Source organism: Pseudomonas sp. JL23 (assembly GCF_056933585.1).
The window spans coordinates 5,868,097-5,883,797 of record NZ_CM167795.1; the positions used below are offsets into that span (position 1 = coordinate 5,868,097).

General features: G+C 59.1%; 15 protein-coding genes. 3 read left to right on the forward strand and 12 right to left on the reverse strand.

Annotated features, from left to right (window positions below; all coding sequences use genetic code 11):
• Positions 1–194: 194 nt before the first annotated feature.
• On the reverse strand, positions 195–845 hold the full coding sequence (gene rlmE / locus AC1Z24_RS27090) for a 23S rRNA (uridine(2552)-2'-O)-methyltransferase RlmE (protein WP_259106672.1): 651 nt from the start codon (positions 843–845) through the stop codon (positions 195–197).
• 104 nt (positions 846–949) lie between these two features.
• Between rlmE and AC1Z24_RS27095 the strand changes: the two genes are divergently transcribed.
• Complete coding sequence (locus AC1Z24_RS27095) at positions 950–1,258, forward strand: YhbY family RNA-binding protein (RefSeq protein ID WP_483743441.1); 309 nt, start codon at positions 950–952, stop codon at positions 1,256–1,258.
• A gap of 24 nt (positions 1,259–1,282) precedes the next feature.
• Here AC1Z24_RS27095 and AC1Z24_RS27100 read toward each other — a convergent pair whose 3' ends face one another.
• From AC1Z24_RS27100 to grpE, 8 genes are all read right to left on the reverse strand, one after another.
• A complete protein-coding gene (locus AC1Z24_RS27100; RefSeq protein ID WP_483743442.1) occupies positions 1,283–1,726 on the reverse strand; it encodes an MFS transporter in 444 nt (147 codons plus the stop codon).
• A complete protein-coding gene (gene greA, locus AC1Z24_RS27105; RefSeq protein WP_483743443.1) occupies positions 1,704–2,180 on the reverse strand; it encodes a transcription elongation factor GreA in 477 nt (158 codons plus the stop codon). The genes AC1Z24_RS27100 and greA overlap by 23 nt, the downstream gene beginning before the upstream one ends.
• Complete coding sequence (gene carB, locus AC1Z24_RS27110) at positions 2,177–5,398, reverse strand: carbamoyl-phosphate synthase large subunit (RefSeq protein ID WP_483743444.1); 3,222 nt, start codon at positions 5,396–5,398, stop codon at positions 2,177–2,179. Before carB ends, greA begins: the two co-directional genes overlap by 4 nt.
• Positions 5,399–5,531: 133 nt before the next feature.
• A complete protein-coding gene (gene carA / locus AC1Z24_RS27115; RefSeq protein ID WP_483743445.1) occupies positions 5,532–6,668 on the reverse strand; it encodes a glutamine-hydrolyzing carbamoyl-phosphate synthase small subunit in 1,137 nt (378 codons plus the stop codon).
• Between the two features lie 301 nt (positions 6,669–6,969).
• The gene (dapB, locus tag AC1Z24_RS27120; RefSeq protein ID WP_483743446.1) at positions 6,970–7,773 is read right to left on the reverse strand and encodes a 4-hydroxy-tetrahydrodipicolinate reductase; all 804 of its coding nucleotides are present in this window, start codon (positions 7,771–7,773) and stop codon (positions 6,970–6,972) included.
• Between the two features lie 10 nt (positions 7,774–7,783).
• Positions 7,784–8,920: a molecular chaperone DnaJ gene (dnaJ, locus tag AC1Z24_RS27125; protein ID WP_259106658.1), complete on the reverse strand. Its 1,137-nt coding sequence runs from the start codon at positions 8,918–8,920 to the stop codon at positions 7,784–7,786.
• Positions 8,921–9,099: 179 nt separating this feature from the next.
• Positions 9,100–11,022 carry a molecular chaperone DnaK gene (gene dnaK, locus AC1Z24_RS27130; RefSeq protein WP_259106656.1) on the reverse strand — a complete coding sequence of 641 codons (1,923 nt, stop codon included), beginning with the start codon at positions 11,020–11,022 and terminating at the stop codon, positions 9,100–9,102.
• 106 nt (positions 11,023–11,128) lie between these two features.
• Positions 11,129–11,692, reverse strand: a complete 564-nt coding sequence (gene grpE, locus AC1Z24_RS27135; RefSeq protein WP_259106654.1) for a nucleotide exchange factor GrpE — start codon at positions 11,690–11,692, stop codon at positions 11,129–11,131.
• 272 nt (positions 11,693–11,964) lie between these two features.
• On the opposite strand from grpE, the gene recN reads away from it, so the two are divergent.
• Positions 11,965–13,638, forward strand: a complete 1,674-nt coding sequence (gene recN, locus AC1Z24_RS27140) for a DNA repair protein RecN (RefSeq protein ID WP_483743447.1) — start codon at positions 11,965–11,967, stop codon at positions 13,636–13,638.
• Positions 13,639–13,853: 215 nt separating this feature from the next.
• On the opposite strand, the gene fur is transcribed toward recN, so the two are convergent.
• Complete coding sequence (gene fur / locus AC1Z24_RS27145; protein ID WP_259106651.1) at positions 13,854–14,261, reverse strand: ferric iron uptake transcriptional regulator; 408 nt, start codon at positions 14,259–14,261, stop codon at positions 13,854–13,856.
• 98 nt (positions 14,262–14,359) lie between these two features.
• On the opposite strand from fur, the gene AC1Z24_RS27150 reads away from it, so the two are divergent.
• Positions 14,360–14,884, forward strand: a complete 525-nt coding sequence (locus tag AC1Z24_RS27150; RefSeq protein ID WP_259106649.1) for an outer membrane protein assembly factor BamE — start codon at positions 14,360–14,362, stop codon at positions 14,882–14,884.
• A gap of 64 nt (positions 14,885–14,948) precedes the next feature.
• On the opposite strand, the gene AC1Z24_RS27155 is transcribed toward AC1Z24_RS27150, so the two are convergent.
• Together AC1Z24_RS27155 and AC1Z24_RS27160 are read right to left on the reverse strand one after the other, a co-directional pair.
• Positions 14,949–15,269, reverse strand: a complete 321-nt coding sequence (locus AC1Z24_RS27155) for an RnfH family protein (protein ID WP_483743448.1) — start codon at positions 15,267–15,269, stop codon at positions 14,949–14,951.
• Positions 15,262–15,696: a type II toxin-antitoxin system RatA family toxin gene (locus tag AC1Z24_RS27160; protein ID WP_483743449.1), complete on the reverse strand. Its 435-nt coding sequence runs from the start codon at positions 15,694–15,696 to the stop codon at positions 15,262–15,264. Before AC1Z24_RS27160 ends, AC1Z24_RS27155 begins: the two co-directional genes overlap by 8 nt.
• Between the last annotated feature and the right edge of the window lie 5 nt (positions 15,697–15,701).

Sequence of the window (15,701 nt, forward strand, 5' to 3'; positions counted from 1 at the left end):
GTCGTTCAATTAGCTACCCTCTGAAGCAAGCTCCACGCAGCAAGCGTGCCTCGCATGATATTCACCGGCCTAACTTACTACAGAACCCACAGATGTGGCAGGCACCGTCTGTAACCCTTTGTGAAACATTTGACCGCAAGATGCTCGTACAAGTGCTATCCAAAGGGCTATTAGATTATACCTATCACCCTGTTTCAAAAACGCTCGATACTCTCCGAACCCTCTACTCCACGGAAGCCACGGGCCAGCAAATACTGCTCCCGAGAGCGATCGCGCGAAGACAACGGCTTGCGCATCTGAACCTTGTCGAACAGCTTGCGAATGTCCTTGTGATAGACATCAAAGCCTTCACCCTGGAAGACCTTGATCAGAAAATCACCACCTGGGCGCAGAACGCGGCCTGCGAGGTCCAGTGCCAATTCACACAGGAACATTGCGCGTGGCATATCCACAGCGCTCAATCCACTCATATTGGGGGCCATATCGGAAATCACAAGGTCTACCTGTGTATTACCGACCGCGTCGAGGATTTGTGCAAGCACGGCGTCCTCGGTGAAATCGCCCTTGATGAAGGTCACATCAGGGATACTGTCCATATCCAGGATATCGGACGCAATCAGCCGACCCTGACCGCCAATCAGACGACTGGTCACCTGGGACCAGCCACCCGGCGCGGCGCCGAGGTCGATCACTGTCATGCCAGGACGGATGATCTTGTCCTTTTCCTGGATCTCCAGCAGCTTGTAGCTGGCGCGGGAGCGATACCCGTCTTTTTGCGCCATTTTGACGTACGGGTCGTCGAAGTGTTCTTTGAGCCAGTTATGGCTTGTCTTGGATCGGGCCACAGGGCACCTCGAAAATAACGAGTCGTGATTAACTTGGGCGGTCCCGGACTCGCTCGGGTAAACTGGCCGCCATTTTTTACAAGATCAGACGCAGAGGTCAGATTATGCCGCTCACTCCGGAGCAGAAGAAACAGTACAAATCCATTGGTCACCATCTGAAACCGGTATTGATCGTGGCGGACAATGGTTTGACTGAAGGTGTCTTGGCCGAACTTGAACGCGCACTGGGCGATCACGAGCTGATCAAGATCAAGCTCAACATCCTCGACCGCGAAAGCCGCCTGGAAACCATCGCGGAGCTGTGCAAGGCGGGCAAGGCGGATCTGGTGCAAGTCATCGGCAAGATGGCGTTGATTTACCGCAAGAACCCGAAGGTCAACAAGCAACTGTCCAACATCCACCGCTTCAACTGATATACGTGAAGAACAGGGCCGCCTTCAGCGCGCCCTGCCATTCCTTCCCGGTACCGGCTGCACGACCAGCAACAAACCGGCCAGCCCCAATACCAGATAACTCAATAACTGCCAGTGCACCGCATCCGGCAGCCAGTGTTTGAGCGTGTAATAACCCGCAGCAGCCAGCAATGCGATAGACAATAGCTGGCCGCGCAGATCACGCCACAGGCTCGACAACCGTTCGACCTTGATCAACACGACAATCTGCAGCAGCACACAAGCGGCTGCAAACCCTACCAGCAGACCACCGGACAGATCGGCGAACTCGTCGATCAACAACGGCGCCAGGCCTGTCTGATCCATTACCGCCAAAGTCGCCAGATGCAGCAAGACCAGGCCACCCACCCAAAGTGTCTGGGTGAGCTGCCAGATAATGGCGCCCGCTGGAAACGGGCGGCCAAGGTCAAATGTGGCGGACTTCGACAATCTCGTACTCGATCACACCGCTCGGTGTCTTGACGGCAACCACGTCGCCTTCTTCCTTGGCGATGAGGGCACGGGCGATAGGCGAACCTACCGAGATCTTGCCGAGCTTGATATCAGCCTCGTCCTCACCAACGATCTGGTAGGTCACACTTTCGTCGGTTTCGACGTTGGCGATTTCTACAGTCGTACCGAAGATCACCTTGCCGGTGTGAGGGATGGTCGTCACATCGATGATCACAGCGTTCTGCATGCGACCTTCGATGTCACGAATCCGCGCCTCGACCATACCCTGCTGCTCGCGGGCAGCATGGTATTCAGCGTTTTCCTTGAGGTCGCCCAGCTCCCGCGCAGTACCGATATCGGAACTGAGCTTGGGACGCACGACCTTGGTCAGGTGAGTGTGTTCTTCTTCCAGGGCTTTGGCGCCCTGGACGGTCATTGGGTATTTGATCATGCCTTCAATCCTGCATGTAGATCCTGCAAGCGACGCACGGTCTTTTCCGGACCGAACTTGAGCGCTTCGCAGATGGCCTCGCCCGCAGCAATGGTAGTGGTGCAGTAGATCTTGTGCTGCAGGGCATTACGACGGATGGAGTAAGAGTCCGCGATCGACTGGCGACCTTCGGTAGTGTTGATGATCAGGGTGACTTCGTCATTCTTGATCATGTCGACCACGTGCGGACGGCCTTCTGTCACCTTGTTCACGCGACGAACCTTGAGGCCCGCCTCTTCGATCAGGCGCGCAGTACCGGCAGTGGCGACAATTTCGAAGCCCAGGCTGATCAGGTCGCGAGCGACACCGGCAACCAGTGGCTTGTCATCGTCACGCACGCTGATGAACGCAGTACCGCCGGTCGGCAGCACTTCGCTGGCGCCCATCTGCGCCTTGGCAAAGGCTTCGCCGAAGCTGTCGCCCACGCCCATGACTTCACCGGTGGACTTCATCTCTGGGCCGAGAATCGGGTCGACGCCCGGGAACTTGGCGAACGGGAACACCGCTTCTTTGACGCTGTAGAAGTTCGGGATGATTTCCTTGGTGAAGTTCAGCTCTTTCAAGGTCTTGCCGGCCATGACACGAGCGGCAACCATCGCCAGGGAGACACCGATGCACTTGGACACGAACGGTACGGTCCGGGAAGCGCGCGGGTTGACTTCGATGACGTAGATATCCTCGCCCTGCAGGGCCAGCTGTACGTTCATCAGGCCAACCACGCCCAGCTCCAGCGCCATCTTCTTGACCTGCTCGCGCATCTCGTCCTGGATGTGCGCTGGCAGCGAGTACGGCGGCAGCGAGCACGCGGAGTCACCGGAGTGAACGCCCGCCTGCTCAATGTGCTGCATGATCGCGCCGATGACTACGTCGGTGCCGTCGCTGACCGCGTCCACGTCCATCTCGATGGCGCAGTTGAGGAAGTGATCCAGCAGCACCGGGCTGTCGTTGGACACTTGCACCGCTTCACGCAGGTAGCGCTTGAGTTCTTCTTCTTCGTAGACGATTTCCATCGCCCGGCCGCCCAGTACGTAGGACGGCCGCACGACCAGCGGGTAGCCGATCTTGCTGGCAGCACGAATCGCTTCGTCTTCGCTGCGCACGGTAGCGTTTGGCGGCTGACGCAGGTTCAGGCGCTCGACCATCTGCTGGAAGCGCTCGCGGTCTTCGGCACGGTCGATGGCATCAGGGCTGGTGCCGATGATCGGCACGCCAGCCGCTTCCAGGGCGCGAGCCAGTTTCAGCGGGGTCTGGCCGCCGTACTGGACGATCACGCCGTGTGGCTTCTCGACGCGGACGATTTCCAGCACGTCTTCCAGGGTCACTGGCTCGAAGTACAGGCGATCAGAGGTGTCGTAGTCGGTGGAAACGGTTTCCGGGTTGCAGTTGACCATGATGGTCTCGTAGCCGTCTTCGCGCAGGGCGAGGGCAGCATGGACGCAGCAGTAGTCGAACTCGATACCCTGGCCGATACGGTTAGGACCGCCACCGAGGATCATGATTTTCTTGCGATCCGACGGCGCGGCTTCGCACTCTTCCTCGTAGGTCGAGTACAGGTAGGCGGTGTCAGTGGCGAACTCGGCGGCGCAGGTGTCGACACGCTTGTACACCGGGAACACTTCGAGCTTGTGGCGATGAGTGCGCAGGTTCTTCTCGGTGACGCCCAGCAGCTTGGCCAGACGCGCGTCGGAGAAGCCTTTGCGCTTGAGACGATACATCAGGTCGCGGTCAATGGCCGACAGACCGAGGGTCTTGACCTTCTCTTCGTCCTTGATCAGATCTTCGATCTGTACCAGGAACCAAGGGTCGATCATGTTCATGCCGAAGATCTGCTCGACGGTCATACCGGCACGGAAGGCGTCAGCCACGTACCAGATACGCTCGGCGCCCGGTACGGTCAGTTCGCGCTTGAGTACGCTCATGCTTTCCGGATTGCTCAGGTCCAGCTTCGGATCCAGGCCGCAAACGCCCACTTCCAGGCCGCGCAGGGCTTTCTGCAGGGACTCCTGGAAGGTCCGGCCGATGGCCATGACCTCGCCGACCGACTTCATCTGGGTGGTCAGGCGCGCGTCAGCCTTGGAGAACTTCTCGAAGGCGAAACGTGGCAGCTTGGTCACGACGTAGTCGATGGACGGCTCGAAGGACGCCGGGGTCTTGCCGCCGGTGATTTCGTTTTGCAGCTCGTCGAGGGTGTAGCCGATTGCCAGCTTGGCGGCAACGCGGGCGATCGGGAAGCCGGTGGCTTTCGATGCCAGGGCCGACGAACGCGATACGCGCGGGTTCATCTCGATCACGACCATACGGCCGGTGTCCGGGCAGATGCCGAACTGAACGTTGGAACCGCCGGTTTCGACGCCGATTTCACGCAGTACCGCCAGGGAGGCGTTACGCATGATCTGGTATTCCTTGTCGGTCAGCGTCTGGGCTGGCGCAACAGTGATGGAGTCGCCGGTGTGGACGCCCATCGGGTCGAAGTTCTCGATGGAGCAGACGATGATGCAGTTGTCTTTTTTGTCGCGGACAACTTCCATTTCGTACTCTTTCCAGCCGATCAGGGATTCGTCGATCAGCAGTTCCTTCGTCGGCGACAGGTCCAGACCACGGGTGCAGATTTCTTCGAATTCTTCACGGTTGTACGCGATGCCGCCACCGGTACCGCCCATGGTGAAGGACGGACGGATGATGCACGGGAAGCCCAGCTTCTCGAGAACCGCGTAGGACTCTTCCATGGTGTGGGCGATACCCGAGCGCGGGCAGTCCAGGCCGATGGATTTCATGGCCTTGTCGAAACGCGAGCGGTCTTCGGCCTTGTCGATGGTGTCGGCATTGGCGCCGATCATTTCCACACCGAACTTCTCCAGAACGCCTTCGCGCTCCAGGTCCAGGGCGCAGTTCAGCGCGGTCTGGCCGCCCATGGTCGGCAGCAGCGCGTCCGGACGCTCTTTCTCGATGATCTTGGCAACGGTCTGCCACTTGATCGGCTCGATGTAGGTGGCGTCGGCCATCGACGGGTCCGTCATGATGGTCGCCGGGTTGGAGTTCACCAGGATGACGCGGTAACCCTCTTCGCGCAGGGCTTTACAAGCCTGGGCGCCGGAGTAGTCGAATTCACAGGCCTGGCCGATCACGATGGGGCCGGCGCCGAGAATCAGGATGCTTTTAATATCTGTACGTTTTGGCATGGGTTGTCACTCAAATCCGCAAGTCAGTCGGCAAGCCGTCTTGAATTTTCTTCTGAGGTGGCCGGGTTGTTCATCACCGAACAGCGTGTCGTTCGGGCCCGGCCATCTTCGCGCTACATTTTCAAGGCAACCGTCAGCGGCGCTTGGCCATGGCTTCGATAAAGCGATCAAACAGTGGCGCAACGTCGTTCGGGCCCGGGCTCGCTTCAGGGTGACCCTGGAAGCTGAACGCGCTCTTGTCGGTGCGCTCGATACCCTGCAGGGTGCCGTCGAACAGCGACTTGTGAATGGCGCGCACGTTGCTCGGCAGGGTGGACTCGTCCACCGCAAAACCGTGGTTCTGGCTGGTAATCATGACGACACCTGTGTCCAGGTCCTGCACCGGGTGGTTGGCACCGTGGTGACCATGACCCATCTTCACGGTCTTGGCACCAGAGGCCAGGGCCAGCAGCTGGTGGCCCAGGCAGATGCCGAACACCGGGATCTCGGTTTCCAGGACTTCCTGGATCGCCTTGATCGCGTAGTCGCACGGCTCAGGGTCGCCAGGGCCGTTGGACAGGAACACGCCGTCCGGCTTGAGGGCCAGCACGTCGGCCGCAGGCGTTTGCGCCGGGACCACGGTCAGACGGCAGCCGCGCTCTACCAGCATGCGCAGGATGTTCAGCTTGACGCCGTAATCGTAGGCAACGACGTGGTACGGCAGCTCTGCATCGGCGATGTCAGGATGGCTGTCGGTTTTCAGGCTCCAGACGCTGGAGCGCCACTGGTAACTCTTCTTGGTGCTGACTTCCTTGGCCAGGTCCATGCCCTTGAGGCCCGGGAAGCCGCGCGCTGCGGCGATGGCCGCTTCTTCGGAAATGTTGTCACCGGCCAGAATGCAGCCGTTCTGTGCGCCTTTCTCACGCAGGATGCGGGTCAGGCGACGGGTGTCGATACCGGCGATGGCAACAACCTTGTTTGCCTTCAAGTAGTCCCCGAGGGACATCTTGTTGCGCCAGTTGCTGGCTACCAGGGGCAGGTCACGGATGACCAGGCCGGCAGACCAGACACGATCGGACTCGGCGTCTTCCGGCGTGGTGCCGGTGTTGCCGATGTGCGGGTAAGTCAGGGTAACGATTTGCTGGGCATAGGAAGGATCGGTAAGGATTTCCTGATAGCCTGTCATTGCGGTGTTGAACACCACCTCACCAACGGTTTGACCGTCGGCTCCAATGGCTTCGCCGCGAAAAATGCTGCCATCAGCAAGGGCAAGTATGGCTGGCTTAGTCAAGAAGACCTCCCGTAGTTAAAGCCTGAAAGGGCATTCGCAGGTTGCAAAAAAGCGGAATGACGTAATACGTCACCCCGCTTTCTTATAGAATCATCTGCGCGCTTTTAGTGGACACACTAAAGCTGTAGCTTACAGAAAAAGCCTGTTTTGGTCTACCGGAAAAGAGTCTGAAAGGCGGGGGAATGCGACAGAGAGGCGATTGTTACGGCATAGACCCTGTAAGAGCTGCCGAAGGCTGCGAATGGCTTCACATCGCTCGCAGCCTCCGGCAGCTCCTACAGGGCGTCCAGCCACACAGGGTTCAACGCAGATCCAGCACATCCTGCATGTCGTACAGACCCGGCGCCTGACCATCGAGCCACAGGGCCGCGCGAACGGCGCCCTTGGCAAAAGTCATGCGGCTAGATGCCTTGTGGGTGATCTCGACGCGCTCGCCATCGGCCGCGAACAGCACCGTATGATCACCGACAATATCCCCGGCCCGCACAGTGGCGAAACCGATAGTCTGACGATCACGCGCGCCAGTCTGGCCTTCGCGGCCGTAGACCGCGACTTCACTCAAGTCACGACCCAGGGCCTTGGCAACCACCTCACCCATGCGCAACGCCGTACCCGAAGGCGCATCGACCTTGTGCCGGTGATGCGCTTCGCTGATCTCGATATCCACGTCATCGCCCAACACCCGCGATGCGGTGTCGAGCAGCTTAAGACACAGGTTGACCCCGACGCTGAAGTTGGCGGCGAAGACAATCGGAATGTCCTTGCCGGCATCAACCAGGCGCTGCTTCTCTTCCGCACTGAAACCCGTGGTGCCGATGATCATGGACTTGCCCGCCTTGCGGCAGAAAGCCAGGTTCTTCAGGGTCACCGACGGGTGCGTGAAGTCGATCAGCACGTCGAACTCGTCAGCCACATGGGCCAGGTCGCCCGACAGCTGCACACCAATACGCCCCAGACCCGCCAGCTCACCGGCATCAGCGCCGATCAACGTGCTGTCCGGCTTGTGCACGGCAGCGGTCAGACCTGCACCAGGCGCCTTCTGCACGGCTTCGATCAAAGCCTTGCCCATGCGCCCGGCGGCGCCCATTACAGCAATACGTCGCATAACCTGCCCCTTACAAATCGCCGAAGAAACGCTTCACACCCTCGAACCAGCCACTGGCTTTCGGGGAGTGAGTGTTATCGCCCTCGAGGGAGGTACGGAACTCTTCGAGCAGCTCGCGCTGACGACGACCCAGGTTGACCGGGGTTTCGACGGCAACACGGCACATCAGGTCGCCCGCACCACCGCCACGCACAGGGGCAACGCCCTTGCCGCGCAGACGGAACTGCTTGCCGGTCTGAGTACCTTCAGGGATTTTCAGTTTGACCCGACCATCGAGAGTCGGCACTTCCAGTTCGCCACCCAGGGCAGCGTCGGTGAAGCTGATCGGCACTTCGCAGTACAGATGCTTGCCATCGCGCTGGAAGATCGCGTGCTCACGCACGTTGATCACCACATACAGGTCGCCGGTCGGACCACCCTGGGCCCCCGCCTCGCCTTCGCCGGACAGACGAATACGGTCGCCGGTATCGACACCAGGCGGCACCTTGACCGACAGGGTCTTGTACTCTTCGACACGGCCTTCGCCGTTACACGAATCGCACGGATCGGAAATGATCTTGCCGTGGCCATGGCAACGCGGGCAGGTCTGCTGCACCGAGAAGAAGCCCTGCTGCATGCGCACCTGACCGATACCGCCGCAGGTCGGGCACGTCACTGGCGACGAGCCTTTCTTCGCACCGCTGCCATCACATGGCTTGCAGTTGACCAGCGTCGGTACACGGATATTCACGGTCGTGCCGCGCACCGCTTCTTCGAGATTCAGCTCAAGGGTGTAGCGCAAGTCGCTGCCACGCTGAGCGCCGCCACGACCACCGCCCTGACCCCGGCCACCGCCGAAGAAATCGCTGAACACATCACCAAAGATATCGGAGAAGTTCGCGCCACCGGCACCGAACCCACCACCGCCGCCACCCATGCTCGGGTCGACACCGGCATGACCGTATTGGTCATAGGCAGCTCGCTTGCTGGCATCGGAAAGCACTTCGTAAGCTTCGTTGGCCTCTTTGAAGAGATCCTCCGACGCCTTGTCGCCAGGGTTGCGGTCAGGGTGATGCTTCATCGCCAGACGACGATAAGCCTTCTTCAGGTCTGCTTCACTGGAGCCGCGCTCCACTCCCAGCACTTCATAAAAGTCACGCTTCGACATAATTCATTTGCACTCTTGAGGACGTCCGGCCAACGCTCCTGAGGGCACATGGAGGTGATCCATGCACCAAAAAAATTCTGATGTTCCAGACACGCCAACGCGGGAGCAAGCTCCCGCGCGGCGACATCCTACCAGCCACCACATGACTGCGGCGAACTGGCTTTCAAGTGAGCCTGCGCTTACTTGTGGTCTTTGACTTCTTCGAACTCGGCATCAACGACGTCGTCGGCGTGCTTGGCTTCTTCCTGAGCGGGTTGCTGGGCACCGGCTTCAGGTTTCTCGGCCGCGTCCGCGTACATCTTCTGGGCAACCGGTGCCGAGACCTTGGACAGCTCTTCGATCTTGGCTTCGATAGTCGCCTTGTCGTCGCCTTTTACAGCGGCTTCCAGGGCAACAACTGCGGTCTCAATCGCAGCTTTCTCTTCGGCGGTTACCTTGTCACCGGCATCGCTGACCATTTTGCGAGTCGAGTGAACCAGTGCGTCGCCCTGGTTACGGGCAGAGGCCAGCTCTTCGAACTTGCGGTCTTCTTCAGCGTTGACTTCGGCGTCGCGCACCATCTGCTGGATTTCTTCCTCGGACAGACCGGAGTTGGCCTTGATCACGATCGACTGTTGCTTGCCGGTCGCTTTGTCCTTGGCGCCTACGTGCAGGATGCCGTTGGCGTCGATGTCGAAGGTCACTTCGATCTGCGGCACGCCACGTGGAGCCGGTGGAATCTCGGCCAGGTCGAACTTGCCCAGGGACTTGTTCTGACCGGCTTGCTTGCGCTCACCTTGCAGTACGTGGATGGTCACAGCGCCCTGATTGTCGTCGGCAGTCGAGAACACTTGGGATTTCTTGGTAGGAATCGTGGTGTTTTTCTCGATCAGCGCAGTCATCACGCCACCCATGGTTTCGATACCCAGGGTCAGCGGGCTGACGTCCAGCAGCAGGACGTCCTTGACGTCACCGGCCAGTACTGCGCCTTGAATCGCAGCACCCATGGCAACAGCTTCGTCAGGGTTGACGTCTTTACGCGCTTCTTTGCCGAAGAACTCGGTAACAGTCTTCTGCACCAGCGGCATACGGGTCTGACCACCGACCAGGATCACGTCGTTGATCTTGTCGATGTCGATACCGGCGTCTTTCAGCGCGATACGGCAAGGCTCGACAGTACGCTGAACCAGGTCTTCAACCAGCGATTCCAGCTTGGCGCGGGAGATCTTCACGTTCAAGTGCTTAGGACCGGTCGCATCTGCAGTGATGTACGGCAGGTTGACGTCGGTCTGCTGCGAAGACGACAGCTCGATCTTGGCTTTCTCAGCGGCTTCTTTCAGGCGCTGCATGGCCAGCGGGTCGCCCTTGAGGTTCATGCCGCTTTCTTTCTTGAATTCGTCAACGAGGTAGTCGATCAGACGAATGTCGAAGTCTTCACCACCGAGGAACGTGTCACCGTTGGTGGCCAGAACTTCGAACTGATGCTCGCCATCGACTTCGGCGATTTCGATAACCGAAACGTCGAAGGTACCGCCACCCAGGTCATAAACGATGACAGTGTGGTCGCCCTTGGCTTTGTCCATACCGTAGGCCAGTGCGGCTGCGGTGGGTTCGTTGATGATGCGTTTGACGTCCAGGCCAGCGATACGGCCGGCGTCTTTGGTCGCCTGACGCTGGCTATCGTTGAAGTAGGCCGGAACGGTGATGACCGCTTCAGTCACAGCCTCGCCCAAGTAATCCTCGGCGGTTTTCTTCATCTTTTTCAGGATTTCAGCCGAGATCTGTGGCGGAGCCATTTTCTGGCCGTTCACTTCAACCCAGGCGTCGCTGTTATCAGCCTTGACGATCTTGTAAGGGACCATCTGGATGTCTTTCTGTACCACTTCTTCGTCGAAACGACGGCCGATCAGACGCTTCACCGCGTACAGGGTGTTGTGCGGGTTGGTCACTGCCTGACGCTTGGCCGACTGACCGACGAGGATTTCGCCGTCGTTGGCGTAAGCAATGATCGAAGGCGTGGTGCGCGCGCCTTCGGCGTTCTCGATAACTTTGGCTTTGCCGTTTTCCAGAATAGAGACGCAGGAGTTGGTGGTCCCCAGGTCGATGCCGATAATCTTGCCCATCTTGATTACTCTCCCGAAACTTTGAATTTGGTTGCCGCAACTGCGTTTACAAATTGCGGTAGCTCTTTAAACGCATGGCCTGTTAATGGGGGCCAATCAGCTGATTTCAAGCCTTCTCGTCAATTGACGGCGTAGCAGGCGACGGTGCCTTGCTGACCACAACCATGGCCGGGCGCAACAGGCGACCATTGAGCTGATAACCCTTCTGGAACACTTTGAGGACACTGTTAGGCTCGACGTCAGCGCTTTCCTGCATGGCCATGGCCTGATGCATTTCAGCGTTGAACGGCTGACCATGAGGATCGATGGCTTCAAGCTGGAAGCGCTTGAGGGTGTCCTGGAACATCTTCAGCGTCAGCTCGATGCCTTCGCGCATCGGGCGGATGCTTTCGTCATCCGGGTTGGACAGATCCAGACCGCGCTCCAGGCTGTCGATGATCGGCAGCAAGTCACCGGCAAATTTCTCCAGAGCAAACTTGTGCGCTTTCTCGACGTCCTGCTCGGCACGGCGACGGATGTTCTGCAAATCCGCAGCGACGCGCAGAGCCTGGTCCTGTGCGGTAGCCAATTGCTCTTCCAGCACCTGCACACGGGTTACCAACTCTTCTCCGGACGCCGCCTCGTTAGTTTGGTCTTGAGCCTGCGCATCCAGATTCTGTTCGTCAGCCATCGATTTTCTCCTTTCAATACGTCCGCGAGCTCAACTCGCGCTTCTGCCCCCCTATATGGGAGCGGTTTTTTCAGCTTCAAGGGCCTGATACGGTTGAAGGCCAACATATCCTCACAATATTTCCGGCCATGCCCGCCGGGGGCCGGAACGAACAAAATTACCCAACGGACTAAAAAGCAGCGCCGCTCAAGCAAATCGAGCTAAGGCCGGGCATTGTCAACGGCGAACAAAGCACTGTATAAATAACCAGATAAATCCATGGGAGCCACTCCATGCTGGTGCACCTTTCCGTACACAACTACGCCATCGTCGAACACCTCGATCTCGAACTGGATCGCGGTATGAGCGTCATTACCGGCGAAACCGGCGCAGGCAAATCGATCATGCTCGACGCCCTGGGCCTGACCCTGGGCGATCGCGCAGACAGCGGAGTGGTCCGCCCCGGCGCCGACAAGGCCGATATCCTGGCCACCTTCGACCTGGCCGACATCCCCGAAGCCCGGGACTGGCTCGCGGAACGCGACCTGGACAGCGACGGCCCGTGCATCCTGCGCCGGGTCATCACCGCCGAAGGGCGTTCGCGCGCCTATATCAATGGCACGCCCTGCCCCCAGGGCGACCTCAAGGCCCTGGGCGAGCTGCTGATCGATATCCACAGCCAGCATGAACACCAGTCCCTGCTCAAGACCGACACCCATCGCCGCCTGCTCGACGAATACGCCGGGGCCACCGACCTTGCACGCCAGGTACATCTGGCCGCCCAGCGCTGGCGCCAGACCCGCCAGGAGCTGGAGCGTCTGTCCAACTCCGGTGACGAACAGCGCTCGCGCCACCAGTTGCTCAGCTATCAACTGGAAGAACTGGAAAGCCTGAGCCTGGGCGAAAATGAGCTGCAGGAGCTGGAGCAGGAACACAAAAACCTGACCAACGCCGAAAGCCTGCTGAGCATCTGCCGGCAAGTCGTCGAGCAATGCAGCGAGAGCGATTCGGGCAATGTACTCAATGCCCTGACCGCCAGCCTGCACCGACTCAGCGGCGTGAGTAATTCGCCGACCGCACTGAACGAAGCCACCAACCTGTTGGCCAGCGCGCAGATCCAGGTGGAAGAAGCCGTCGGCGAACTCAATCGCTTCCTCGACCACTTCGACGCCGATCCGGCACGCCTGCAGCAGCTTGAGGAGCGCCTCGACGCCATCTACACCCTGGCGCGCAAGCACCGCATCCAGCCGACCGAAGTCGCCACGCTGCAACAGAAGCTGCTGGATGAAATCGAAACCCTGAACGCCAACGACGAAACCATCGAACGCCTTGAACACGAACTGGCGTCCTTTGCCCGGCATTATCAGGAAAGGGCCCTGGAGCTCAGTGACCGGCGTCATCAGGCGGCGACCGGGCTGGCCAGCGCCGTGGAACTTGAGATCCAGCGCCTGGGCATGCCGGGCGGCCGCTTCAACATCGAATTGCGCCCCAACACCGGCAAGGATCTGCTGCCCAACGGCCTGGAACAGGTGGAACTGCTGGTCAGCGCCAACCCCGGCCAGCCCCTCAAGGCCCTGGCCAAGGTGGCGTCCGGCGGTGAACTGTCGCGCATCAGCCTGGCGATCCAGGTGATCACCGCCCAGACCTCGCGAGTGCCGACCCTGGTCTTCGACGAAGTGGACGTCGGTATCGGCGGCCCTACCGCAGAAATCGTCGGCCAGTTGCTGCGCCGCCTCGGTGAACGCGGCCAGGTCATGACGGTGACCCACCTGCCGCAAGTCGCCGCCCAGGGCCATCAGCATCTGTTCGTGCACAAGGCCCGGGACAGCGAAGCGACCCGCACGGCGGTATCCAAGCTCAGCAAGACCGAACGCATTGAGGAAGTGGCGCGCATGCTGGGCGGTATCGACCTGACCAAGGAATCCCTGGCCCACGCGAAGAAAATGGTGATGGCCACCAAGGTTTAATGAGCGCCGGGCCCGCAGGACTGGATCAATGCATTTTTGTGGGACCGGCTTTAGCCGGGAAAGGGCCGGAGCATCCGCTGCATTTCCTTAGGTAGACCCCCCTCTTCCCGGCTGAAGCCGGTCCCACAGTCATCTGCTGCCAAGCCTCCTGCTGCAAACACCAGAAAACACAAAGGCGACCCGAGGGCCGCCTTCGCTGTCGCTATAAAAAAGACTTACGCCTTCTTTTTACGCACGTAGAGCACGAGGTTGTGATCAACCAACTCGTAACCGTGCTTCTCGACGATTGCCTTCTGAAGCTTCTCGATTTCTTCGTCGAAGAATTCGATCACTTCACCAGACTCCACGTTGACCATATGGTCGTGGTGGCCGCCGTCAGCCAATTCGAATACCGCATGGCCGCCGTCGAAATTGTGGCGAACCACCAGTCCGGCAGCTTCGAATTGAGTCAGGACACGGTAGACCGTGGCCAGGCCAACGTCCTCGCTAGCTTCCATGAGCGCCTTGTAAACATCTTCTGCGCTCATGTGACGCTGCTCGGCGGAATCGAGCATCTGTAGAATCTTGACCCTTGGCAGGGTCACTTTTAATCCGGCTTTACGGAGTTCGCTATTTTCAACCATGGTCAGCTTTCTCGCAGACGCTGCTTCGCAGCTTCTCTTAATGCAGGTATGATCGGGGTTTACGTTGTCCCAGCCAAGATAGTGGAAGTCGCCCACCGATGCAAAACACCAAGCTCCTGCTAACCAGTTTCACCCTCGTGGGACTGCTCGCACTCGCCGGTTGTTCATTCCCCGGGGTTTATAAAATCGACATCCAGCAGGGCAATGTCGTCACGCAAGACATGATAGACCAGTTACGGCCGGGAATGACCCGCCGACAAGTACGGTTTATCATGGGCAATCCCCTGCTGACCGATACGTTCCATGCGGATCGGTGGGATTACCTCTACAGCTTGCAACCTGGCGGCGGTGAACGCCAACAGGAACGCATGACGCTGATCTTTAATAGCAACGATCAACTGGTCAGCCTGAACGGCGACTTCATGCCCGGCGTAAGCCGCGATGAAGCCATCCTCGGCAAGAGCACTGATACAACTGTTGCGCCAAGCGACAAGCCAGCACCAGCAAAACCGGATGCACCGGCCAAACCTGGTTCGCTGCTGCAACAGATCCAGAACGACGTGGACAAAGTGGAAACCGTTCCGGTCCCCGTTCAGGAACCACTGGATACCAACCCGCGCTGATCTTGCGGTGTACAGCAAAAAGCCCGGCATGCCGGGCTTTTTTGTGTCTGCGCGCTTCGTGAGATCAGGAAGAACCTGCGTCGGCACGGACTTTCGCCGCCTTGGCCGCACGTAACCGGCGGATTTCCTTGGGGTCTGCCAGCAAAGGCCGATAGACCTCCACACGATCTCCAGCCTCCAACACCCGCTGCTGCGGATTCCCGATCACCTTTCCGAAAATCCCTACAGCGCACTGCGAGAAATCCACCGAAGGAAACTGCCGCTGAATTCCCGAAGCCTGAATCGCCTGACCAGCGGTAGAACCACTCGGCAGTTCGAGGCTGAGCAACACCTGACGGTCAACGGCGGCATACACCACCTCGACCTCGATCAGCGCCTCAGGCATTGAGTTCTTTCGCCCGCTGGCAAAAAGCATCCACCAGGGTATTGGCGGCCTGATTGAACAGCGGCCCCAGGGTTGCCCGGACAATCGGCCCCGCATAGTCGAAGGACAGGTCAAGGCTGATCTTGCAGGCTTTGTCGCCCAGGGCCTTGAAGGTCCAGACGCCATGCAACTGATTGAATGGGCCTTCGACCAAGTCCATCACGATGGACTCACCAGGCACCAAAGTATTGCGTGTCTCGAAACGCTGGCTCAGGCCGCCCTTGGCGATTTCCAGGCTGGCGCGCATGTGCTCGTCACTGGCCTCAAGCACCACCGCCGAGGAGCACCAGGGCAGGAACTCGGAGTATCTCGCGACATCATTGACCAGGTCGTAGAGCGCACGCGCCGGATAAGGCAGCAGGGCCGAGCGTTGAATATGTGTAGTCATGTCAG

Excerpts from the sequence above, each read along its gene's own strand:
- AC1Z24_RS27095 (WP_483743441.1), top strand. The coding sequence starts at position 950 with ATGCCGCTCACTCCGGAGCAGAAGAAACAGTACAAATCCATTGGTCAC.
- greA (WP_483743443.1), bottom strand. The coding sequence starts at position 2,180 with ATGATCAAATACCCAATGACCGTCCAGGGCGCCAAAGCCCTGGAAGAA.
- carB (WP_483743444.1), bottom strand. The coding sequence starts at position 5,398 with ATGCCAAAACGTACAGATATTAAAAGCATCCTGATTCTCGGCGCCGGC.
- dapB (WP_483743446.1), bottom strand. The coding sequence starts at position 7,773 with ATGCGACGTATTGCTGTAATGGGCGCCGCCGGGCGCATGGGCAAGGCT.
- dnaJ (WP_259106658.1), bottom strand. The coding sequence starts at position 8,920 with ATGTCGAAGCGTGACTTTTATGAAGTGCTGGGAGTGGAGCGCGGCTCC.
- dnaK (WP_259106656.1), bottom strand. The coding sequence starts at position 11,022 with ATGGGCAAGATTATCGGCATCGACCTGGGGACCACCAACTCCTGCGTC.
- grpE (WP_259106654.1), bottom strand. The coding sequence starts at position 11,692 with ATGGCTGACGAACAGAATCTGGATGCGCAGGCTCAAGACCAAACTAAC.
- recN (WP_483743447.1), top strand. The coding sequence starts at position 11,965 with ATGCTGGTGCACCTTTCCGTACACAACTACGCCATCGTCGAACACCTC.
- fur (WP_259106651.1), bottom strand. The coding sequence starts at position 14,261 with ATGGTTGAAAATAGCGAACTCCGTAAAGCCGGATTAAAAGTGACCCTG.
- AC1Z24_RS27150 (WP_259106649.1), top strand. The coding sequence starts at position 14,360 with ATGCAAAACACCAAGCTCCTGCTAACCAGTTTCACCCTCGTGGGACTG.
- AC1Z24_RS27155 (WP_483743448.1), bottom strand. The coding sequence starts at position 15,269 with ATGCCTGAGGCGCTGATCGAGGTCGAGGTGGTGTATGCCGCCGTTGAC.
- AC1Z24_RS27160 (WP_483743449.1), bottom strand. The coding sequence starts at position 15,696 with ATGACTACACATATTCAACGCTCGGCCCTGCTGCCTTATCCGGCGCGT.